The sequence below is a fragment of the Silicimonas algicola genome, from assembly GCF_003148765.1.
Lineage (GTDB): Bacteria > Pseudomonadota > Alphaproteobacteria > Rhodobacterales > Rhodobacteraceae > Silicimonas > Silicimonas algicola.
Window position 1 is genome coordinate 56,800 of sequence record NZ_QGGV01000008.1, and the last position, 22,265, is coordinate 79,064.

The window sequence follows — 22,265 nt, forward strand, 5'->3', positions numbered from 1 at the left end:
CTCGAAGCCGCCTAATTAGCCCCCCACAGCGCGGCCCGTTCGTCTATCGGTTAGGACGCCAGGTTTTCAACCTGGAAAGAGGGGTTCGATTCCCCTACGGGCTGCCAGTAAACCCCCCTAAACCCCTGAAATCATTCACTAAAACAGGTCCCTGAAAAAGCGGCTGTACGGAGTTTTGTACAGCGCCCGCGTCAGCGGGCGAGGTTCGTTTCCCCCTGCCCTGCCCGTCATGCCGCCGTCAAGCGTTCGCCCCGTGACCCGTTTTACCGTGGCGATTCGACAAAACCGGGTTTCTGTGGTACGGTTTTCTGGAAAGTCAAGATGCATTCTTCATCTGACGCCGACCTTCCCTACCAAGGACCGAACATGATCTACAGTTTGACCATCCCGTGTGTCGCGAGGAGCATGTCGCTTACGGACGCAGCTATCCGCAACCGGTTGAATTACGCACCGGAGGGCAGCATCGCTCGCGTCCTCGCTGGGCCGCTTGGCAAGTGGCACCACAGTTTTCCCGAGACCGTGGCGCGGCTCAGGCTTTCACCGGGTAAAAAGCCGACCGCTGAGCAGATCGAAGAACTCGCCGTCCGTGATGTCGAATTTCGCGCGCGTCAGGCCGACCGAAGCCTGCACGTAGGTGAAGACGCCGCACGCCGCGCCCGGTACGTGATCAGCGCGCTGACGCCGGACGAGCGTGAGCGCTTCGAGACCTTCCGCCGCAAGATGACCACCAGCCTCACCGCCACGTTCTGGCAGCAGGCCGTGTTCTCCTCGCTTCTCGATTATTTGGACGCCACGATCCTCAACGGCGAGGTGGCGGCACACGTGTTGCTCGGAAACACCACCGCCCCCGAAGTGGAGAACGGCTGGGCCGTCAGCTTCGTCCTCTCCAACCTTTTCGAAGGGACTCAGAACCCCTTCCACGCCGCCAACGCTGCCTAGGAGCACCCATGTCTGAACACCGCCAGCGGTTCGCCGCCATCTGCGAAAGCAGCCCTGAAATCAAGGCGCGCTTCGACGCCTATGCCAACGCCGCCATCGCGGAGGTGAAGGCCAGCATTGGCATCGACCTTACCGCCGATGACGTCCTCGACCTCGACCGCGTCCGCCTCGCCGCCGTCATTGGGGAAGATTTCGACCTCGTCAGCCTGTTGGTAGACGCCAGCAAGCTGACCAAGACCCAGACCCAGCTTGCCGAGCGCAGCCGCGCCGACATGGTTCTGGCGGGCGACAAGGAAGAGCTGGACCGCGTGAATTCCCTCTCGCGCGTCCAGCGCATGGAATACGCGCGTACCCACCTGCAGGCTCAGAACGAGGGGCCGAAGTCCGGAGGTTCAATCGCCGACGCTTCCGGCAGTAGGGCCATTTTTGAAAGTCTCGCGTCTTTGCGCCCGGCGGACAGGATCGCCGCGGCCCGCAAGCTCGGACTCACGAAGTGACGCGCAAAGCGGAAAATGCGCTTGCACCAGATGGGTCGTTTGCGCTGGCCAGCTTGAAGCACGAGCGCTTCTCCGCACTTTGTGCAAGTGGAAGCACGAAAAGCTCCGCGTATCTCGCAGTGTACGGGCAGGTGAAGACGCCCGCTCAGGCGGGTTCCAACCTGTCCAAAAGGCCCGAGGTCGCCGCGCGGATCAAGTATTTGCGCTTCAAGCACGCCGAAGAGCTGAGCGCCATCGACGCCGACGAACCTTTCGCCGGGTTCGAGCAGAGCATCCTCGACGTGCTGGGATGCATGGACGAACTCGTCGAACTCTGCGTCCACCACGGCCTCTACGCCGACGCATCGCAGATCCGGTCTGGGATCCTGACGAGTACCACAAGGACCCTCACGCACATCGAGGCCATCAAAGCTCTCGACCGCTCTGCCGGGGTGATCGTCGACGACGAAATGACGGACGTCGCCGTGCGCGTCCTGACCACGAGGTGCGCTTGTGAGTAAGATCCCCGACGACGTCCTGCAGTCCGCGACGGTCAAGCACGTCTACAAAGTGCTTCAGGACTCTTTGAGGAGCCTCCGCTCGCATATGCAGATGGCTCGGACCGCCCCCGACCCGAGTTCGTCTTTGCGTGTGTGTATGTCTGATGCGCAGAATTGCTCGAAGGCCGTGTCGAAGCTGGCTGTGGCCCTTGCCGACGTGGGTACCGTGGACAGAAAGATGGTCGTCCCCGTGCCGCGCGCGAATAGCAAGATCGCAGCCGCCCTTAATCACCTCGAAGGCTCGGCGCTCTCTTATGCAGCAGGTGTTATTGCCGATCAGCGCATCCAGCGCTTGGCACGCGACCTCGACGCACACGAGGGCGTCGACACCGGGGATGGCCACGCCGTAATCGGTGCGGAAGTGCTGGACCGGCGCGAGTGGCTCTCTATCCGCCGTAGAATTGGCGTCCTCTCGGACGCAGAGGCCGTAGACCTCGCGAGGTTGGGCGGACCGATCCTGCCGCCCGAAACCCCCTGCTGTCCTGAATGCGGTCTGCCCGCTCAGCCCCCGAAGAAGAGACGCCGTCGCACCCTCTCCTAGGCGACGCCGACCCGACACCCGACACCCCACAAGGAGATCACCGAAATGAAGAGGTAGAGAACCATGAGCCTTGCCATCGAATGGATCGAGGATTCCGTGATCGCAGAGATCGTCGCCATCCTGATCGAGAGCAACTCCCACATCATCAACGCAGACACCCTCGCAGCGAGCTTGGGCACGCGCCTGACGCGCCTCAGCCTTCGCCGCGCTGGGTATGTCCCGAAGGAAGAGCGCGGCCTCTGGAGCCATCCCACAGCCTGTGGGCAGACGCCTGAGCGGCTGGCGCAGGACTGCGATGACGCCCTGTGCGAACTCGACCCCGAGGACGTCCTCAAGGCCTACCGGACGCTCCGTTAGCCAATCTTAACCTTTGGCCCGACGACCTTAACAGACGACCATAACCCGTAGAGAAGAATACAAGAAATGATCTCCTACGCTACCGAAGACAATCCATTCGCGCGCGCCGGAGCTGGTGCGGCTGGCGAACTTGTGGACATTGAAAACCCCATCCACGCGGTCCCGTTCGACCGCCTGCCGTGCAAGCGCTTCTTCGGAGCGCCCCCGAAAGCGAGCCTTTATCACACCAAGCGGGCCGCGAGCATGCGCGCCGCCTGTCGCGATCCTCTGGTGATCCCGCAGAAGTACGTCGAGGAAGCGCGCGCTGCCCTCGACGGCGTGATCAAGCGTCACGCGGCTGACATCGCCGATGTCTCCGACCATAACCTCTTCACCCTCGCGCACGCCCTCGCCTATGCGGACCACGGGCTTCACGTGGTCGACAGCCATGCGATTGATCCCAGTACCGGCAAGGGCACGGGAAAGAGCGGAGGCAATGCCACCGCCAAGCTCCCGCGCGGTTCTGAGTGGCAGAAGAGGGCGAGTACCGACCGCGACGACATCATCGCCTTCTGGAGGGGCGAGGGAACCTACCCCGGCACCAAGAAGCACCCGGACGGTTTCGGCTACGCAAGTGCCACGGCCCCGCGCAACGTGTCCATCGTGTTCTCAGAGGGCGAGGCCGTCTGGGTCCTCGACATCGACGGCGCAGAGGGTGCGGCCAATCTCGCCGCACTTGAGGCGGAGCACGGCGCTCTCCCCGTGACCCCGACCAGCATCAGCGGCTCCGGCGGGGCGCACTACCTGTTCCGCGCCAAGCGCCAGCTTCGCAACACCGCCAGCGCCGTCGCACCGAAGGTCGACGTCCGTGGTCAGGGCGGGCAGATCATCGCCGCGCCCTCGATCCACGAGAGCGGAAACTTCTACCGGTGGGCGGAGGGTCGCGCGCCGTGGGACGTCGAGATCGCGGAGGCACCTGAGTGGCTCGAAGAGTTGGCTTGGACCGCCAGCAAGAAGAACCAGACCAAGAAGCCGAAGGTGCGGGCACCGAGGCAGCACAAGCCGTCCACCGGAACCCGCGCGGCAGGCTTCGACGCCATCGTCGAGTCCATCGGCGACGGTGACGACCGGGAAGGCTTCGACGCGCCCATCAACCGGGCGGCGGTCGCATGGTGGGGCAGGAACCCGAACGGTGACGCGGACGAGTTGAAGGAACTGCTTCGCGACGCCATCCTCGATGCGCCTTGCGAGGACGACCGGGCCGAAGAGCGCTACGCGACCGACGAGTATCTCGACGAGCGGATCGAAAGCGCGCGCGCCTATGCAGAGACGACGCGGGAAGAGGAGGAGTGTGAGGACGAGGACGTTGCGTTCGACATGTCCGCCCCTCTGGGACGCAGCCTCGACGAAGCACTCGTCTCTCTCGACCTTGGGTTCAAGTACGTCCGGGTTCCGGGCGGCGGGCGTTTCCTGCGGGTCCAGCCGCGCGGTGAGGCTCCCGCTCTCGATCTCTGGGACACGGTCCAGTTGGGGAAGTGGTACGCGCACGAGAAGTTCGAGACGCACAGCGGTGAGTGGGCCAACCCCGTTCCCATCTTCTTCACCCAGTGCCAGCGCTGGAGCGATATCGTCTTCGCACCGTACCCCGCCCAGACTCCGCGCAACGCCTACAACCTGTTCCGGGGCTTCGCCCGGACGCCTGCCGCAGGCAACTGCGAGGAGCTGAAGCGCTTCATCAAGGACATCATCTGCCGGGGCGACGACGCCATCTTCGCGTGGGTCTGGCTTTGGATGGCGCACATGGTCCAGCGCCCCGGAGAGAAGCCGGGAACGGCCCTCGTGATCTGGGGCAAGGGCGGGGCAGGCAAGGGCACCTTCGGGACGCTCCTGCGCGCGCTGGTCGCGCCTTACGGCGTCCAGTTCGCCGACCCCGATGACATCGTCGGGCGGTTCTCCGGACCGGTCCACACGATGAACATCCTTGGAGTGTCTGAGGAGGCCGTCTTCTCGGGCGACCGCCGCATCTCCAACGCGCTGAAGACCAAGGTCGACGCCAAGATGATCAAGGTCGAGGTGAAGAACGTCCAGCCGATCTGGATGAAGTCGTACATGAGGTACGTCTTCGACTCCAACTTCGCCGACGCCATCATGATCGAAAACAATGGCTCCGACCGGCGTTACGAGGTGCTGGAGGTCAGCGACGAGCGGCGGGGCGACAAGGCCTACTTCGACATGCTGCACGCGATGATCGAGGGGCCGGAGCTCGAGGCCCTGCTGTATGAGCTGATGAGCTACGACCCCGCGTCAGCGGGCTTGGAGTGGGGGAACGTCCGCCTTGCTCCGGAGACCGACGACCGCAGGGCCATGTGGTTCCAGAGCCTGCGCCCGGTCCACCGCCAGTTGGTCCGCATGATCGAAGACGGCGAGATCGTCTGGCGCGACGGTGGCGAGACCTACAGCTTCCCGCTGAACGCGGACAACGAGACGCGCATCCCGACGCAGCTTCTCGACGCTATCGCTGCCAAGACCGGCGACATCCGGAACGAGAACGAGGCATGCGCTGCTGCCGTGTTCGAGCACGTCTTCGGCGAGGAGCTTCCCCGCAAGCGGACCCGCTTCGAGGGGCGGGTGCGCCTCACCGGATGTGAATGGGAGAAGTACGAGGGCAACAGGTGGTGCTACCGTCTCCCGAAGCTGGAGCACATGCTGGAGGTCATCGCCAAGCGCCGGGGCGACCCCCGCGCCGCTGACGCCCGCTGATGCCGACGAGGACGAGTACGAGGGGGACGCTGCCGCCTGACGGCGGGGCGTGGCCTCTGTGCGGGGCGGCTCAGGCGGATCAGTATCGAAGCGGATCAGTATCCTTCCCGAGACAGCGCCACGACACGCCACCACGCCAGCGATACAGAGAAGTTCCAACATGCCAAGGGGCCGCGTTAGCGGCCTCTTTCCTTTTCGACCCCCTGCACCCGCCATTTTGTTCCGGTGTTCCACGAACCGACCGTCTTTGTTCCATGATAAGCCATTGAGTTTATAGGGCAAATACCGGATGTTCCGCAAGTTCCCGATTTTGAGAAGCAGTTCCCCCGCGCGAGCGAATGCGTCCGCCGCCGCCTTACCTGCTCTACTTATTTCTTCTCTTCTTCTTAAAGGAACAAAAGGAACAAGAGGAACAAGCAAGGAAGTACAGGGACCTAGCGTGGAACATTTTGTTCCAGTTGTTCCACGTCATCGTCCTCACGCCGAGGCGACACGGAGACTGGTACGGGACCGCGTCAGCGGCTTCGATGAGCGCGAACCCCGGCGGGGATCTTGAGCGCTTCCAAGGGCTCTCTCAGCCGTACCGTCGCGGTGTCATCGCCTACCGGTTTCACTGGAGCGACGCTCTTCGGCCTGAGGTTCTGACGCTAGAGCCAACGAAAGTATTGAAAGCGCGAAAGCGGTCGATCGACTACAGCCAAACGTGGCGGATTAAGAACGACAGAGGAAGGGCTCACGTCGTCTCTAATCCTTTCCTGACCTGAGTACGTGCTCCAGCGCTCGTGCAAGATCTTTTGCGCGATAAGGTTTGCTTACAAGCAGACCTTCTAAGCCGAATTGCTTCAACTCATTTGGCTCATAGCCTGAAGCAAGAATGACGGGGACCCCGGCGTCTTTCAAAGCATCGACGACGGGTTGTGCGCTTTTGCCAGCGAGATTCGCATCAACGACGGCAACATCAGGTTTACGCGATTGAAGCAGCTCAATCGCTGCGGCCGGCGTGGAAGCGGGCCCCATGACGTTGTGTCCGAGATCCTTGAGAAGATCCTCTAGCTCCATCGCGATCAGCGCTTCGTCCTCTACCGCGAGGATCGTGAGGGGCTCATCCGTCATCGCTCAAGATCCTTTCAGCAGGAAACGACATACGACAGGTAAGTCCCGTCGGCGCATAGTCGAGCGTTACCTTGCCGTCGAGCTCGTAGGCGATGCCCCGCTCCAGCATCCGGCTTCCGAATCCGTCGCGCTCCGGTTTTTCGACCCTCGGGCCGTCGTGTTCGCTCCAGGACACGTCCAGCCGCTGGCCCTCCTTGTCCTTCCGCAATTCCCAGGACAGGCTCACCGTCCCGTCGGAGTTTTTAAGCGCGCCATACTTCAGCGCGTTGGTGGACAGCTCATGCAGCGCCATCGAGATCGTGATGGCGGCGTTCGGCGACAGCCGGACAGCCGGCCCCTCGAACACCAGCCTGTCCTGTCCGTCCACGAAGCCTCCCAGAACGGCGTCGGCAAGCTCGCGCAGGTCGGTGCCGAGCCAGCGTTCCTTGGTCAGGAGGCCATGCGTCCGTGCCAGAGCCTGCACTCGGTCCTGAAAAGCCGAGACGAACGCTTCGGGATCGGACGAAGACCGAAGGGTCTGGCTGGCGATCGACTGGACCACCGCCAGCATGTTCTTCACGCGGTGGTTCAACTCGCCCATCATCATCTCGCGCTCCGCCTCGTGGCGTTTCCGATCGCTGATGTCCTGGAACAGGATCGCGACGCGGCTGTCGTCAAGCTTGCTGAAGCTGGCGCCGAACCAGCGATCCAGCGGCTTGGCGAAAAGCTCGGCGTGCTCGGGTGTTCCGGTGTCGAGGACCTGGCCCGGCAGCGTGTACCAATGGCGTTCGAAGTCGCCGCCGACGTCCGAAAGACGCTTGCCCATGAAATCGGTGTTCACCAGCCGGCGGGCAGCGGGATTGGCGTCGAGGTAACGGACATCGGCGGCCTTGCCCGCGTCGTCGCGGATGACCTCGGCCAGGATGTATCCCTCGTCCATCGACTCGAAGAGCCGGCGATAGCGCGCCTCGCTCTCGCGCAGCCGCTCCTCGGTTTGGCGGCGCACGGTGATGTCCACGAAACTGAGGACGACGCCCTCGATCTTGTCGTCGACCGTCCGGTACGGACGCAGCCGCATCATCAGCCAGCGGCCGTCTTTGGTCTCGACCTCGGATTCAATCGGGACAAGATCGCGCAGGACCTTCTCGGCCTCGCGCGCCACCCCGTCGTGGGCGAGCTTGTGCGTGAAGTCGGTGATGGGCCGGCCGACATCGCTGTCGGTGACGCTGAAAAGCTGCTCGACCGCAGGCGTCAGCATCTTGATGCGAAGCTTGGCGTCAAGGAACAGAGTGCCGATGTCGGTCGCGTTGATCAGGTTCTGAAGGTCGCTGTGGGCCGAGGCGACATCGTCAAGCTTGTCCTTGAGCTCGCTGTTGACGGTCGAAAGCTCCTCGTTGATCGACTGAAGCTCTTCCTTGCTGGTTTCCAGTTCCTCGGCGGTCGAGCGATACTCCTCGTTGATCGACTGAAGCTCTTCGTTCGCGACGCGAAGCTCCTGGTTCGACCTCTCGTGCTCGCGCCGGCTGGAGCTGAGACGGTCCTGCGTGGTCCTGAGTTCGGATTCGAGTTGGCGGATGCGCTCGATGCTTGCCACATCTCCATCGAGGACGTCCGGCGCCCGATCGCCGGACGCAGCGCCCGTATCGATGAAAAGGACCAGCGCCTGCTTCCCCCCCTGCCCTTCGGCGACGACGGGCTGGACATGCATCACCACCCGCCTCGCGTCGCCGTTCAGCCCGACATTGACCGGCAACGTCAGCGTCGGCTCTCCGGCCTCGAACGCGCGGTCAAGCGCCAGAAGAACCTCGGGACGCAACTCGGCGCGGAGGACCGAGGGCAGGTCCGACGTGAAGGGCCCCTCGGGCAGCCGGATGAATTGGCCGGCGGATTTGGAGAGGTTGAGGATGCGGTGTTCCTCGTCCACCAGCACGCTTGGCGGCGCGAACTGTTCCAGCGCCGCGGCGTGTACCACGGGGGATGGCTTTGCCTGCACGCGTCCCTCGTAGTCGCGCGTCAAAGGAAGCGGCGGCCGGTGTTCGGCGGGCAGTTGCATCAGAAGGTCGATGCTGCGTCTGTTCTTGGGCTTCGCGGAATAGACCCGTGCCTCGCGGTCGCAGGGCGCGAACAGTTTGGGATCGGTATCGGCGCTTTCGGCCGATCCAAGGAAGAGATAGCCGCCCGGCTCCAGCGCATAATGAAAGAGGGCGAGAAGCTGATGTTGCACCTCGCGCTCGAGGTAGATCAGCAGGTTGCGACAGGCCACGAGGTCGAGATGGATGAAGGGCGGGTCCTTGAGCGCGCTGTGATGCGCAAAGAGGACCATCTCCCGGATTTCCTTCCGTATCCGATAGTGCGTGCCTTCCTCGACGAAGAAGCGCTTCAGCCGCTCGGGGGAGACGTCGGCCTCGATGGCCTTCGGGTATCGCCCTTCCCTCGCAGTGGCCAGCGCGCCATCGTCAAGGTCGCTTGCGAAGATCTGGACCGCAGGCACCACCTGCTGCCGCTCGGCCTCCTCGACCGCGAGCATGGCGATGGAATAGGCTTCTTCTCCGGTGGCGCAGCCAGCCGACCAGACACGGATTTTCGAGTCCCCGTCGAGGTTCCGGATAAGCGGTTCCAGGGCCTTCTCGACCAGGGATTCGAAGGCTGCCGGATCGCGGAAGAACGCGGTGACCGAGATCAGCAGGTCGCCGAAGAGATCCTGCGCTTCCTCCGGGTTCTCGCGCAGGTACTCGACATAGGCCGCAAGACTGGTCCGCCGCGTCACCTGCATGCGACGTGCGATCCGGCGCATCACCGTCGCCCGCTTGTAGTTCGAGAAATCGTGCCCCGTCCGCCCATGGAGGAACGCCAGGATCTGCCGCACGGCGTCCTTGGCCTCGTCATCTTTCAACCGACGGAGAGCGTCCTTGCTTCGCGCAACCTCGGCGATTAGTTCGGTCATGCGTTCGATCGGCTCGACGAAGTCGGCGACGCCGGTGGCGATGGCGCTTCGCGGCATCATGCTGAACTCGGCTTCGCTCGGGTCCTGCACGAAGATGACGCCGCCGGCCTCCTTGATCTTGCGGACACCCACGGCGCCATCGGATCCGGCACCGCTCATCACCACGGCAAAGCCGTCGCCCCGCCCGCTGGCGACGGACCGAAAGAACATGTCGATCGGCGCGCGGTGTCCCCTCGGCTCGGTAAAGGGGCGCGACGCGACGCTGTTGCCGTCGATGAAAAGCTCGCGGTCCGGCGCGATGACGTAGACGCAGTTCGGCTCGAGCTTCGGCGAGTCCTCGACCTGAAGAACCGGCATCTTGGTGCGGCCGGTCAGGATCTCGCTCAACTGGCTTTCGTGGTCAGGCGACAGGTGGACGATGACGACGTAGGCCAGCCCGAGTTCGGGGTCTATGCTCTCGAAGAACTTCTGAAGCGCCCGAACTCCACCAGCCGAAGCGCCGATGGCGCAGACCGGTGTCAGCGGCCCTTCGGATCGCCCCTTCTTGGTCACATCAACCATTGAGCACCTTTGGGTTGTTCGGTTGGAAGCCTCTTCTTCTGCCGCAATCCTTTCAACAAGAAACCAACAGAGAAGTTTGTTCCACCTTGGACCGGCACGTGCGCTGAAAACGTCGTCTAGCGGCTGCGCGCCTTCGAGTACTAAGAATCCGTTGAACTATAGGGGGATCTCGCTGTTCAACTCAGACGTATGCATAAAGACGCATACGTTGCGAGGGAGTAGCGGCTCCAGCACGCATCATCTCCCAATCCCAGAGCTACATAAGCGTGTGGTGTGCGCATGTATGGGGCAAATGCACGTATTACCACTGAGCTGCCTATCTAGGGGTTCGCCTTATGCGGGACCGCGTCTCACTAGGGACGCAATCAAAGACACCCACTGAAGCTGGGTAGGGCCGTCTCATTAACCTGCCATCGCTGTAAGTTCTAAGACAGTCTCACTTCCTCGCGACTTCTTCGATGCACCCGCGTCATCGGGAGTGTCCTAATTGAGTATACTCAGGCCGTGCAGTCGATTTAGGCACGCTTATTGTACGATTAGAGTTCCGAATCACGTTTTCGTACAGTATGTACGATGACAGGAACTCTAAACGGACAGAAGGAGGCGATCATGGGAGAATTGATTGGATACGCGCGGGTCTCGACCACGGGCCAGTCGCTCGACGTGCAAGAGAGCGCGCTGACGCGCGCCGGTTGCAAGAAGCTCTTCGCCGAGAAGCGTAGCGGCACCAAGCGGAAAGGTCGCGAGGAACTGGAGCGCATGTTGGACTATGTCCGCGAAGGCGACACGCTGGTCTGCACGAGGCTCGACCGCCTTGCCCGCTCGACGCGGGACCTGCTGAACATCGGCGCGACGCTGAAAGAGAAGGGCGTCGCATTGAAGGTCCTCGAACAGGACGTCGACACCAACACCCCTGCAGGCGAGTTGTTCTTCACCATCCTCGCCGCCATAGGTCAGTTCGAGACCCAGCTCCGCGCCGAGCGTCAGCGTGAAGGCATCGTAGCCGCACTGGCAAAGGGTCCTGACAGCCCGTTCAAGGGTCGTCCGCCGTCGATCAAGCGCTCTGCGGTGCTGAAGGCGGTCGAGGAGGCCGGATCGAAGCTGGGGGCTGCCAAGGCGCTCGGGATCAGCCGTGACAGCGTGTATCGGTTGCTGGCTCAGTGATTAAGTGAAGGCCCGCGTCAGCGGGCTTTCGATTTTATCCGTGCTCGTTTTGACGGAAGGCCGCGACGTCAGGACCTGAGACTGCCGACGCCACGCCTGTGGCGTCACGGCGCTGCATGACTGCGCCCGCCTTAGGCCCCGACCATCTGACACAGGCGCACCCCGTCCGGGACGGTGCCATCCGGTAGACTGGACCTTGGCGAAGGTCTGCCTGAAAACTCGCCTTGCCAGCTCTGCGCGACTCGCCCGTCCGACGCCCAAAGCACCTAGGGACCCAAAGGGGGATACCCCCCGTGGGTGATGCAGGCTTACGGGTGCTACGGGCACATTATTCCGTTATGAATCTCAACAGCAGCCCCACATCAGAGTAAGATCAGCCAGTCCTCTCTGGCTGACACCCTCCGGTCGGCCGTGTCGCGTCACGTCCTATCAATTGAAGCAACGGCTATTGCGACAGAATTCGAAGAGCCTCACTCGACCCGATGAGCAGGCGTTGGCGGACAGCCTTATCCGCGCTCCACGCGATTGGCTGCAAGACCGTCCACACCCGAAGGAGCGCGTCGCGCACGCCGCCAAACGTTTCGTGGAGCCCTTCCATCTGGAGACAGCGGGCATTGGCACGATGTCTTGGTGGTGGGGTGGCTACGCTCTCATCCGGATCGGACGCCAGATGTTGTGGTCCCCCGCTCGCGGCGCGCCCGCCATCACCACGAATGGGAACTTCTGTGCACCGGCGACGCGCGAGCTGCAACGTTGGATATCTTCCGCGTGCAGTGACTGGCGGTCCACGGGAAGCCGGGCTACGGCATGGTGTTCGCTCGGGAATGACACCTTAAGGCCGTGGTTGAACTCAGGCAGTTGGTTGAATCACGACCTCTCTGACTACTCTTTGCGGAAATCCCTTGTCAGCATTTGAGACGCAGTGGATGCCACGTTGAGGTTCGCTCCTGCGATCTGTGCGGCTGCCGCCCTCCCTTCCTCCGCGAAATGTTGGAGGCGTTCTCGAAGTGCACTGAGGTCAGCCGTGTTGATCACCAACCGGATCGCAGTTCCTTGGAAATCGGTCTCGAAGGTCCGTTTTCCATCGTGGTCAAGTTCGATACCCCCAGTGCCAGAGCACAGCAGAAAACTTCCGCCGTTTCGGCAAATGCGGCTGGTCATGTAGAGGCCGTACCCAGAATTGTTCCACTGGTCATTTCCGCGACCAGCGAGTGGATTGCCCGAGATGCCCGGCATTAGCGCCATCTGGAGCGCCTCGACTTCAGTCAGCCATTCAAAGGCGGGGTTCTCGGTCAAAGCCCTGTGGATGCCAACGCCATCATCAACAATCCCGACTTCGACTTCGTTGCGTAGGGGCCAGTACTGGGCACAAAGGTGGATCTTGTCAGAGCCGCTATGCTCGACAACATTACGCATAATCTCGCGGATAGAATAGGTGAGGGTATCTTGCAGTTCTCCCGCTTGCTGGCGGGTTAGTATTCCGGCCAGCTCGGCAGCTTTGCCTTCGATCACGTCACCGACCTCTTGGAATGAGTCGAAAGCCTCTTGCCGTATCTCATTTGCGTCGAGTTCGCTGATAGGGACGTATCTAGAGCTTCCCGGTGCCTCGCCGGGCGCTTTGCCGTGAGGGAGTCCGAAGGACCGAAAGAATCCGAAATGGGCCGCGTAGGTATGTTTCTCGTGCTCCCGCGCACGCCTTCGGGCCTCTGGCCTGCTTGTCCGGAACTGACGAAGCATCGCGGAAAGTAGCAGCATAGAGAACGGTGGAAACCAACGTTCCTCCCCGAAATGGAACTCGTACTCAGCGGCCTCAGGGAGGTCTCGAAGCACGCATGCAAACCCTGCAAGGCAAGTGGGCGACAAATCGTGAGGAACGTCTATTCGCATTCAAGTTCTTCCATGTTTGAAAGTCGGCAATGAGGATGATGCACTGCGGCGTGAGGGGCCCATGAACTTCTGGTCTGAGCCCGCCGCCGGCTTCGCCCCGAGAACGGGTCAACGTGCGCCAATAGCCGAATCTGACGGTGGAGATGCTTCGGCGAGGGTCGCATAAGTCCGCATACGAAGCACCACGGATTACAATAGGTTAGTCAACGTCATCCCAGTCCGCTTTGATGCCACGCAGGTCGGCCTCCACGTATGGCACGTCCCGATGCCACCGGTGCAGCGCCTCGGACTTCTGCGCCAGCGCCTCACGGCGCTCCTCAGCACTGATCCCGGTGACGAAGGCACTCCACGCCTCCATCACGCCACGCCGCGCCTCAAGGCGGTCCTCGCGCCAGTAGGCGCGCTCTACGCGGGTGCCTTGCGCCGAGACATGCTGGATGCAGTGCTCAGCCAGATCCCGCTCCACGCGCGCCTGAGAGGCCCAGTCGCGGAAGGAGGACCGGAACCCGTGGGCGGTCACCGCCTCGCCCTGCTCGTCCTTCCAGTCATTCTCACGCAGCCACTTGTTGAAGGTGTTCTCCGACACGTAGGCCCGCTTCCACGCATCCTTCGACGCGAAGACCAACTTCGACTCGCCGCGGCGGTGCCATTGCCGTCGCAGGACGTCGATCATGCCCCCCGTCAGGGGGACCCTGAAGCCTGACTTCCAACCTTTCACCCGCTCTTTGGGCACGGTCCAGATGGCAGCGTCGAAGTCGACCTCGTTCCACTCCGCGCGCGTCACACAAGCGACGCGGACACCGCTGAGGATCAGGAGCTTCAGCGCGTTGTGCGCGACCGACGACGACAGCGCCTCGAAGACGGCAGGGACCTTCTCCCACGGCAACGCCGGGTGCGGCCTCTCCTGCCACTGGACGGTCCCCAGCCGCGCCTTCACGCGGTCGGGGATCGCGATGTCCACGCGGGGGTCGTCGATACTGACGTGGCGGAGGACCAGCCCCAGACGCGTCCGCAACCGCTTCGCGGTCGGGTACTGATCTTTCCAGATCGGCTTTAAGACCTTCAAGACCTCGTCAGCCGTCAACTGCGCCACTGGCACGCGCCCCACCTTCGGGAAGACGTGAATCTCGAACATGCGTATCCATACCTCGTGCTTCGCGAGGTGTCGGCAGTGAAGCGACCAGTACTCCCGCACCGCGTCCTCCACCGTCAGACCCCTTCGCCTGACGGCGACCCGCTCTCTCACAGGATCCCTGCCCTCGCGGACGATCTCCGACTGCCTTGCCAGCTCCTGCCGCGCCTGCTCCTCCGACACGTCCGCGACCTTGCCGACGCTCATCCAGTTGTCCCGTCCGTCGAGCCGATAGCGGTAGAGGTAGCTGCCGCCTCCCTCCCGCTCCTCGACGTAAAGCTTGCCTCCAAGAGACCGTCGCGCCATCACCACTCTCCACTACAGTCGAACCCGGATATGTACGAAATATGTACAGGGTACAGGTGGTATGGCAGAGTCGCAACGAATATCTAACTCATTGAAATAATTGAATATGGCGAGAGCGCTGTTCGCTATATGTTGTGGTTCCGTTCCCGTACGATACTCCTACGGGCTGCCATGTCCTCCTCCGATCCCCATCCGACCTTCTAGACCTCCTGCCAAGACGCCGGCGTGAGTAGAACGGACACCTTGAGGAGTTCGAGGCGGCCGACGTCGCCGATGATCGACGCGAGGGCCAGCTGCGTGTTTTTTTGGCGAAGACAGCGCACTTCACGGACGGAAAACGGTCTCCGCAGGCAGGGGGTCAGTATCTGTCTTGGCCGTAACGGATACATTGGGCGCCGCAGCGCCGGAGCCTCCGCCGCCCGTTGGAATTTTGCGACGAGTGATTAGCTTTCGGGAAGCTTAGCAGGAACGGAGAACCCCATGCAGTGTCCGGTTGACGGAGAAATCCTGGTCATCGCCGAAAGAAGCGGCGTCGAGATCGACTATTGCCCGAAGTGTCGCGGCGTGTGGCTCGATCGCGGCGAACTCGACAAGATCATCGACCGCGCGCCGCCCTCCATGCCGTCGCAAGAGCATCGGTCGCAGGATCCTCGGGGACAGGACTATCGGCAGGATGCACAGGGGGGCCGGCCCTACAAGAAGAAGCGCGAGGGCTTTCTCGGCGAGCTATTCGACTTCTAGGTCGCCCGACCCTTCCGTCCGACGGTTCTGCCGGACATCCAGGGCAGCGCCCCGCGTCCAGGGTTTGAATATGCCCTCGAAGTACGACGCGATGGCCTCCCGCTCCTCCAGCGGGAGGACGTGGCCCACATGCTGGTCCGGGCGGACGATCACGCAGGCGCCTTCTGGCGACACGCCCCGCATCCTGAAGACGTCGGACGCGGGGTCGGCGCAGAACGCCTTTTCGTAGTCGAGAAGGCCAAAAGTCCCCTTCGCGGGCAGAAGAAGATCGGGCAGGTCCGTGACGTCCATACCGCGCGCATCCGCACGCAGGATGCCGCGAACGTCGATCCTTGCATCCGGATCCGCGCCTTCCGGCGTCGCGCGCACGAGAGGCGACGCGAGGTCGTCCCGAAGCCAGTCGCAGAGGCTGCGGAGAACGCCTCCCTGACCGCCCCTGTCGCCCTCGGGCGTGAAGACAAACAACCGGAAACGTCCGTCCGCCTCGACCACGCGACCAAGCTGCATGTGGCGCGCGTCCGCCAGCCTCACGACGGGCGCGGAGTGAAAGCGCGCCCCTATCTCGAACCCGGACGCCCGATCCTGGCAGGTCGCCGCGCCGGTCAGGATCGAGGGTGCATAGGTGACCCCCAGACCGGCGGTATAGCGACCCTGCCTGATGAACTGACGCTGAACGGCCGGTATTTCGTCGGTGCCGTCGGCTTGCGCCTCTCGTACCGCACGCGCCCAGTGCCGGTCGAAGTCGATCAGCTCCTGCGCCACGGCCTGTCGCTCCTCCGAATAGGTGCGCAGCAAGGCGGGTGTCGCGTGCCCCCGCAGGACGGCGGCCAGCTTCCAACCCAGGTTGAAGGCGTCCCCCATCGAGACGTTCATCCCCTGCCCGGCCTTGGGGCTGTGGGTGTGGCAGGCGTCGCCGGCGATGAAGACGTGTGGGAAGCCGTCCCCCTCGCTGTCGTCGAAGCGATCGGTCACCCGCTGTCCGATCTGGTAGGCCGACCACCAGACCACGTCCTTCACCTCGAAACGGAACGGCCTCAGGATCGCCTGCGCCTTGGCGATGATCGTCTCAGCGGTCAATCCGGTCTCGCCGGCCCTCGCTCCCTCCTCGAGTTCGCCCATTTCGACGTAGAGCCGGACAAGGTAGCCGCCCTCGCGCGGGATGACGACGATGGTCCCGTCCGAAGCGGACTGGATTACGCCCTTGAAGCGGATGTCGGGAAAATCGGTCACGGCAAGGACGTCCATGACGCCCCACAGGCGGTTCACGCTGTCGCCCCGAAGCTCGCGCCCTATCTCGCGCCGGACGACGCTGCGCGCGCCGTCGCATCCAACGACGTAGCGCGCGCGGATCACCTCGATCTCGCCCGTCGCCATCTCGACCGTCGCCGCGACAGGGTGTTCGGCCATCTCGTCCGTCTCGAGAGAGATAAGACGGAAACCGTAGTCGGGCTCCATGCGGGCCGGACCGCGCTGCACCTCTTCCAGAAGCATGTCGTGGATGCGCGCCTGGTTCAGGATGACGTGGGGCATCTCCGACAGCCCCTCCTCGACGTCCTGCACCCGGCCCGCACGGCGGATGCGCGTCGGGTCGTGAGGGTCGGGCGTCCAGAATACAGTCTCGGTGATGGCGCAGGCCTCGCGCTCGACGCGGTCGGCAAAGCCGAAGGCCGCGAACATCTCCATCGACCGGCACGAGATGCCGTCGGCCTGCCCCTTTTCGATCCGACCCGGCTTCACTTCGACAAGACGCGTCACGATTTCGGGGAAGCGCGCGAGTTGTGCGGCAAGCGTCAGCCCTGCCGGTCCAGCGCCCACGATCAGGACGTCGATCTCCGAGCCGCGCGCGGCGTCGCGAGCTTTTTCATCTTCGGGAAGACAGTCGGGATCTCCGGGCCGGAAACCGTTGAGGTGGAACTGCATCGACGACTCCTGCCGGAATATTAGTATGTATGCTTACTGCTTGTCAGGCGTCAAACCGTTTGAATGACTACCGTTTTGGGCTACTCGTGGTTCCATGACGGACAGACCCATCGTCTCGGACCTTCTCGACATGCCGGGGCACCTGCTGCGCCGCATGAACCAGCGGTCCACCCAGAGCTTCCAGGCGGCGATGCGCGAGGCCGACGGCGACATGACGCCCGTCCAGTTCGCCGCCCTCGACGCGCTCAAACACCAGACCGACATCGATCAGGCGCGGCTGGCCGATCTCGTCGCCTGCGACCGGGCGACCATGGGCGGCGTCGTCGACCGGCTGGAGCGACGCGGCCTGATCCAGCGCTCGGTCAACGCGCAGGACCGCCGCGCCCGCGTTCTTGCGCTGACGCCCGAGGGTCTCGCCCTGCACTCCCGCCTCCTGCCTCTCGTCGCAGCACTTCAGCGCACCATCCTCGACGGTCTCGATGCAGACGAGCGCCGCACGCTGGTGCGCCTGATGCGCAAGTCCCTGACCCTTGGCCGCGCGGAGGATACGCCGTGAACATCCTCTTCGTGATGTACGACCAGCTTCGCTTCGACTACCTATCCTGCTCGGGCCATCCGCACCTGAAGACGCCGAATTTCGACCGCGTCGCGGCGCGCGGCGTCCGCTTCACCAATGCCTATGTCCAGTCCCCCGTCTGCGGCCCGTCGCGGATGAGCTTCTATACCGGCCGGTATGTCTCGTCCCACGGCGCTCAGTGGAACGGCTATCCTCTGCGCGTCGGGGAACTGACGCTAGGAGATCACCTGCGCGCGCTCGGCATGGGCTGCTGGCTGATCGGCAAGACGCACATGAAGGCCGATGCCGAAGGGATGGGTCGCCTCGGTCTCGCGTCCGACAGCCTGATCGGCGCGCGCCAGGCCGAGTGCGGCTTCGACGCCTTCGTGCGCGACGACGGTCTCTGGGGCTATGGCCCGGACGGCTGGTACGATGAGAAACGGTCGCCCTACAACGAGTACCTCGCGTCGCAGGGCTATGACGGCGAGAACCCCTGGGCCGACTACGCCAACGCCGGCGTCTCGGACGAGGCGCAGATGGCGTCGGGCTGGATGTTCGAGAACGCAGAACGCGCGGCCAACGTGCGCGAGGAGGACAGCGAGACGCCATGGCTCACGCGCGAGGCGATGCGTTTCGTCGATCAGGCGATGGCGCCATGGTGCGCCCATGTCAGCTACATCAAGCCCCACTGGCCCTACATCGTGCCCGCGCCCTATCATGCGATGTACGGGCCCGACGACATCCTGCCGCCCGTGCGGGATGCGTCCGAACTGGAAGCCCCGCACCCCGTTCTCGCCGCGTATCACGATACGCGCGTCTCTCAGGCCTTCCGGCAGGACGAGGTGCGGCGCAAGGTGATCCCCGCCTACATGGGTCTCATCCGCCAGTGCGACGACCAGCTCGGCCGCCTCCTCGATCATCTCGAGGCGTCAGGAGAAGCCAACGACACGATGATCGTCCTGACCTCCGACCACGGCGACTATCTGGGGGATCACTGGCTGGGCGAGAAGGACTTTTTCCATGAAGCCTCGGTGAAGATTCCGCTCATCATCCTCGACCCCCGACGCGACGCCGATGCGACGCGCGGCACAACCTGCGGCGCGCTTGTCGAGGCGATCGACCTCTGCGCCACCTTCATCGAGGCCGCGGGCGGCGCGGTGCCCGACCACATCGTCGAAGGCCGGTCGCTGATGCCCTGGCTTCACGGCCAGCCGCCGAAGACGTGGCGCGAGGTCGTCGTCAGCGAATACGACTATTCCGTTACACCCCGTGCCGAAGCGCTCGGTGTCAGTCCCCGAGACGCACGCCTCTTCATGGTATTCGACGGGCGCTGGAAGCTGATCCACGCCGAGGGTGGCTTTCGTCCGATGCTCTTCGATCTTGCGAACGATCCCGGCGAATTCAAGGACCTGGGAGACGACACTGAAGCTTCGGGAGAGATCGCGAGGCTTTACGACCACCTCGCCCGTTGGTCCCGCCGCATGTCTCAGCGTGTGACTATTTCCGATGACCAGATCCGGAACCGCCGCGGCAAGTCGGCGAGGCGCGGCATCCTTCCCTTCCTCGTCGACGGTTCGGAGGTTCCGGCCGACCTGACGGAACGCTATCGAGGTCCCGCCCGGCAGGATCACCGCGACAGCGACTAGGCCGCCACCTCCGTCAGTTTCGGCAGCCCGGCCGCCTGTTGCGACAGCCCTGGCGCCAGCGGGAAAAGGTCAGCCTGAAGCGCGTGATAGATGTCGGGCTTGCCCGTGAACTGCGTCGCCGTCGGCCGCCCCCCGCCGTCGATCTCGTGGAACCAGCCGCCATTCGCATGATCGACGAAGTGCGCGTCGGCGAAGGTCCACAGACGCCTGTACCACGCCTCGTCCTCGGCCGTCCGATCGAGCTTGATGAGGGAGGCAATGGCCCCGATCGCCTCGGTCACGGGCCACCAGTAGCGGTCGCGGATCGCGGGCGTGCCGTCGTGATCGAGGGTGTAGACGATGCCGCCGCCCCGCGCGTCGTCCCAGCCGTCCGCCAGCGCCTGCATCGTGACCCGCCGGGCCGCGTCGGGCGCGCTGCTGTGCGGCCGACCGGCAAGGTCCCAATGCTGCAACGCCAGGCGCGACAGCTCGAACGAATGGCCCGGCGTCGTTCCTGCGGGACGGAACATCGGGTTGCCCGAGTAGGACGGATCGACCGTCCAGTCGGCGTGGTAATGCTCCGGCAGACGCCATCCGTGCTGGGGGGCGATGCGTCCCATGAAGAAGTCTAGAATGCGGCCCGCACGCTCGAGATAGACCTCGTGCCCCGTGGCCTCGAACGCCGCGAGCAGCGCCTCGACGCCATGCATGTTGGCGTTCAATCCCCTGTAATCCGAGAACGGCAGCCACTCGCGCGTCCACTCGTCGGCGAAGAGACCCGGCCCCTCCTCCCAGAAGTGGCGGTCGAGGTTCGACGTCGCATCGAGGATCAGCGCGTCGGCTTCGGGATGACCCGCCATGAGAGCGCTCGACGCGGCGAGAAGAACGAAGACGTGCCCGTAGGCCAGCTTGCGGTCATCCACGATCGACGCGCCGTTCCGGGCCCACAGATAGCCCTCGAAGTCGGCGTCGCGGTGACCCTGCACCAGATAGCGCATGCCGGCGTCGATCACTCCGGCGCAGTCCGGAACGCCGGCGAGGTGGCCCAGCGCGAAGGAGTGGACGAGGCGGGTCGTCGTGTGCAACTCCTGCACGCCTGAAGCCAGGCGCGTCCCGTCCACATCGAGGGTGTGAAACCCGCCGTCGTCGCGGATGGTTGGTCGGAAGAAATCCAGAGAGCGCAGCGCGTCGCGGGCGAGCCATCGTCGGTGGCCGGGGCTGTCGATCCAGAATACCTCGCCGGTCCCCGACGCCTCTGCGATCTCGGTGCCCATTCCGCCCCTCCCGGCGCAACCCGTCACGGCGCAATCCTAGATTTGGGCTCGATGCGACACAAGCGGCGCCACGGGGCATAAGGACCGCAAAAAAGGATTAGGCGGGCATCGTCACCGCATCGACAGGGGGGGCGCCGGCGGCTTCCCGCGCGCGCAGCGCCTCGACCACTTCGACGGCAGAGTGGATTCCGTCCTCGTGGAAACCATGCCGGTTCCACGCGCCGGCAAACCAGGTTCGATTGCGCCCCTGCAGCGTACGTATCCGGCGCTGTGCGTTCATCGCGGCGCGATCGAACATCGGATGCTCGTAATCCACGCGGTCATAGACCAATTCGTCCGGGATCGGCACGGGCGGATTCAGGGTGACGAACATCGGTTCGTCGTCCGGGATCCCCTGGAGGCGGTTCATCCAGTAGGTGACGCCGATGGCTCCGTCCTGGCTTCGATAGGCCCAGGACGACCAGCAGGCCTTGCGGCGCGGCATCTGGTTCGGGTCGCGGTGCAGCACGGCCTTGTTCGTCTGGTAGCGGATGGCGGACAGGGCCGAGAGCTCATCCGCCGTCGCCTCGCTGCCCAGGATCTTCAGAGCCTGGTCGGAGTGGCAGGCGAAGACCACCTCGTCGAACGCCTGCTCGCCCGCTGGCGAGGACACGATGACGCCCACGTCCGTGCGGTGAACCTTCCCCACAGGCGTGCCCTTGAGGATCGTCGCCCGGTTCCGCAGAAGCGAGGCCTCGATCCGCTGAACATACTCGATGCTGCCCCCCTTGACGGTGAACCACTGGTGCTCGGGCGTGAAGGCCAAGAGCGCGTGGTTCCGGAAGAACTGGACCAGCGAGCGTGCGGGGAAACCGTCGATCTCGGACACCGGCGTCGACCAGATCGCGCCGCACATGGGCATCAGGTAGTAGTGGCGGAACCAGTAGCCCAGCCGAAGCTCCTCGATCAGCTCTCCGATGGTCTTGTCGTCGTCCGTCGCCGCCGCGACCGCGCGCTTCCCGAAGCGGAGGATGTCGGCGATCATGCCGTAATAACGAGGCCGAAACAGGTTGCGCTTCTGCGCGACGAGGCTGCGCGGCGTGGTCAGGCCGTACTCGATCCGCCCGCCGTCGATGCTGGCGCCGAAGCTCATGTTGCTTTTCATCACGGGGACGTCGAGCTCGCCAAAAAGGCGGGTAAGGTGCGGATAGGTGGCGTAGTTGAAGACGATGAAGCCCGTGTCCACGGCCACGTCGCCGTTCCGGCCCGCCATCACGGTGCGGGCATGTCCGCCGAGACGGGGGGCAGCCTCGTAGAGGGTGACATCGTGATCGGAGGAGAGGTAGTGCGCCGCGGCGAGTCCCGAAATGCCCGACCCGATGACCGCGATCCTGCGGCCGGGGGCCTCTGCCGTGTCGAACATGACTGCCTCGCCTTTCTTTTTACCTTCGCATGATACGCGGCGTACGGCT

The 22,265-nt window shown here is 63.6% G+C and carries 17 protein-coding genes and 1 tRNA gene; 11 read left to right on the forward strand and 7 right to left on the reverse strand.

The genetic code is table 11. The annotated features are described in order from the left end of the window. Nucleotides 1-32: 32 nt before the first annotated feature. The 7 genes from C8D95_RS15950 to C8D95_RS15980 all read left to right on the forward strand — a co-directional run bounded on the left by C8D95_RS15950 (nucleotide 33) and on the right by C8D95_RS15980 (nucleotide 5,612). Nucleotides 33-107: transfer RNA gene (locus tag C8D95_RS15950), tRNA-Glu, on the forward strand. Between the two features lie 259 nt (nucleotides 108-366). Further along, complete coding sequence (locus C8D95_RS15955) at nucleotides 367-939, forward strand: hypothetical protein (protein WP_126918527.1); 573 nt, start codon at nucleotides 367-369, stop codon at nucleotides 937-939. Between the two features lie 8 nt (nucleotides 940-947). After that, nucleotides 948-1,436: a hypothetical protein gene (locus C8D95_RS15960; protein WP_109760196.1), complete on the forward strand. Its 489-nt coding sequence runs from the start codon at nucleotides 948-950 to the stop codon at nucleotides 1,434-1,436. A gap of 131 nt (nucleotides 1,437-1,567) precedes the next feature. Beyond that, the gene (locus C8D95_RS15965) at nucleotides 1,568-1,936 is read left to right on the forward strand and encodes a hypothetical protein (protein WP_126918526.1); all 369 of its coding nucleotides are present in this window, start codon (nucleotides 1,568-1,570) and stop codon (nucleotides 1,934-1,936) included. Next, a complete protein-coding gene (locus C8D95_RS15970) occupies nucleotides 1,929-2,516 on the forward strand; it encodes a hypothetical protein (protein ID WP_109760198.1) in 588 nt (195 codons plus the stop codon). The genes C8D95_RS15965 and C8D95_RS15970 overlap by 8 nt, the downstream gene beginning before the upstream one ends. Nucleotides 2,517-2,579: 63 nt before the next feature. Then, nucleotides 2,580-2,873, forward strand: a complete 294-nt coding sequence (locus C8D95_RS15975; protein ID WP_109760199.1) for a hypothetical protein — start codon at nucleotides 2,580-2,582, stop codon at nucleotides 2,871-2,873. A gap of 66 nt (nucleotides 2,874-2,939) precedes the next feature. Continuing rightward, on the forward strand, nucleotides 2,940-5,612 hold the full coding sequence (locus tag C8D95_RS15980) for a bifunctional DNA primase/polymerase (protein WP_109760200.1): 2,673 nt from the start codon (nucleotides 2,940-2,942) through the stop codon (nucleotides 5,610-5,612). A gap of 744 nt (nucleotides 5,613-6,356) precedes the next feature. On the opposite strand, the gene C8D95_RS15990 is transcribed toward C8D95_RS15980, so the two are convergent. Together C8D95_RS15990 and C8D95_RS15995 are read right to left on the reverse strand one after the other, a co-directional pair. Then, nucleotides 6,357-6,725, reverse strand: a complete 369-nt coding sequence (locus C8D95_RS15990; protein WP_109760202.1) for a response regulator — start codon at nucleotides 6,723-6,725, stop codon at nucleotides 6,357-6,359. Beyond that, nucleotides 6,715-10,209, reverse strand: coding sequence for a CheR family methyltransferase (locus tag C8D95_RS15995; RefSeq protein WP_109760203.1), 3,495 nt, complete (start codon nucleotides 10,207-10,209; stop codon nucleotides 6,715-6,717). The genes C8D95_RS15990 and C8D95_RS15995 overlap by 11 nt, the downstream gene beginning before the upstream one ends. A 609-nt stretch (nucleotides 10,210-10,818) precedes the next feature. Between C8D95_RS15995 and C8D95_RS16000 the strand changes: the two genes are divergently transcribed. After that, the gene (locus C8D95_RS16000; protein WP_109760204.1) at nucleotides 10,819-11,373 is read left to right on the forward strand and encodes a recombinase family protein; all 555 of its coding nucleotides are present in this window, start codon (nucleotides 10,819-10,821) and stop codon (nucleotides 11,371-11,373) included. A gap of 882 nt (nucleotides 11,374-12,255) precedes the next feature. Here C8D95_RS16000 and C8D95_RS16005 read toward each other — a convergent pair. Continuing rightward, nucleotides 12,256-12,885 (reverse strand): hypothetical protein, encoded by a 630-nt coding sequence (locus tag C8D95_RS16005; RefSeq protein ID WP_126918525.1) that lies wholly within the window; start codon nucleotides 12,883-12,885, stop codon nucleotides 12,256-12,258. A 574-nt stretch (nucleotides 12,886-13,459) separates the two neighbouring features. Next, nucleotides 13,460-14,698, reverse strand: a complete 1,239-nt coding sequence (locus C8D95_RS16010) for a tyrosine-type recombinase/integrase (protein ID WP_109760206.1) — start codon at nucleotides 14,696-14,698, stop codon at nucleotides 13,460-13,462. Between the two features lie 480 nt (nucleotides 14,699-15,178). On the opposite strand from C8D95_RS16010, the gene C8D95_RS16015 reads away from it, so the two are divergent. Continuing rightward, entirely contained in the window at nucleotides 15,179-15,439 is a 261-nt protein-coding gene (locus C8D95_RS16015) for a TFIIB-type zinc ribbon-containing protein (protein WP_109760207.1), read from the forward strand. On the opposite strand, the gene C8D95_RS16020 is transcribed toward C8D95_RS16015, so the two are convergent. Continuing rightward, entirely contained in the window at nucleotides 15,425-17,359 is a 1,935-nt protein-coding gene (locus C8D95_RS16020; protein WP_109760208.1) for an FAD-dependent monooxygenase, read from the reverse strand. The two genes, C8D95_RS16015 and C8D95_RS16020, sit on opposite strands and share 15 nt — an antisense overlap. A 94-nt stretch (nucleotides 17,360-17,453) precedes the next feature. On the opposite strand from C8D95_RS16020, the gene C8D95_RS16025 reads away from it, so the two are divergent. Both C8D95_RS16025 and C8D95_RS16030 read left to right on the forward strand, forming a co-directional pair. Then, nucleotides 17,454-17,915 carry a MarR family winged helix-turn-helix transcriptional regulator gene (locus tag C8D95_RS16025; protein WP_109760209.1) on the forward strand — a complete coding sequence of 154 codons (462 nt, stop codon included), beginning with the start codon at nucleotides 17,454-17,456 and terminating at the stop codon, nucleotides 17,913-17,915. Continuing rightward, nucleotides 17,912-19,561 carry a sulfatase-like hydrolase/transferase gene (locus tag C8D95_RS16030; protein ID WP_109760210.1) on the forward strand — a complete coding sequence of 550 codons (1,650 nt, stop codon included), beginning with the start codon at nucleotides 17,912-17,914 and terminating at the stop codon, nucleotides 19,559-19,561. Before C8D95_RS16025 ends, C8D95_RS16030 begins: the two co-directional genes overlap by 4 nt. On the opposite strand, the gene C8D95_RS16035 is transcribed toward C8D95_RS16030, so the two are convergent. After that, nucleotides 19,558-20,814 carry an AGE family epimerase/isomerase gene (locus C8D95_RS16035; RefSeq protein ID WP_109760211.1) on the reverse strand — a complete coding sequence of 419 codons (1,257 nt, stop codon included), beginning with the start codon at nucleotides 20,812-20,814 and terminating at the stop codon, nucleotides 19,558-19,560. The genes C8D95_RS16030 and C8D95_RS16035 overlap by 4 nt on opposite strands. Nucleotides 20,815-20,911: 97 nt before the next feature. Further along, entirely contained in the window at nucleotides 20,912-22,216 is a 1,305-nt protein-coding gene (locus tag C8D95_RS16040) for an NAD(P)/FAD-dependent oxidoreductase (protein WP_109760212.1), read from the reverse strand. Nucleotides 22,217-22,265: the final 49 nt, after the last annotated feature.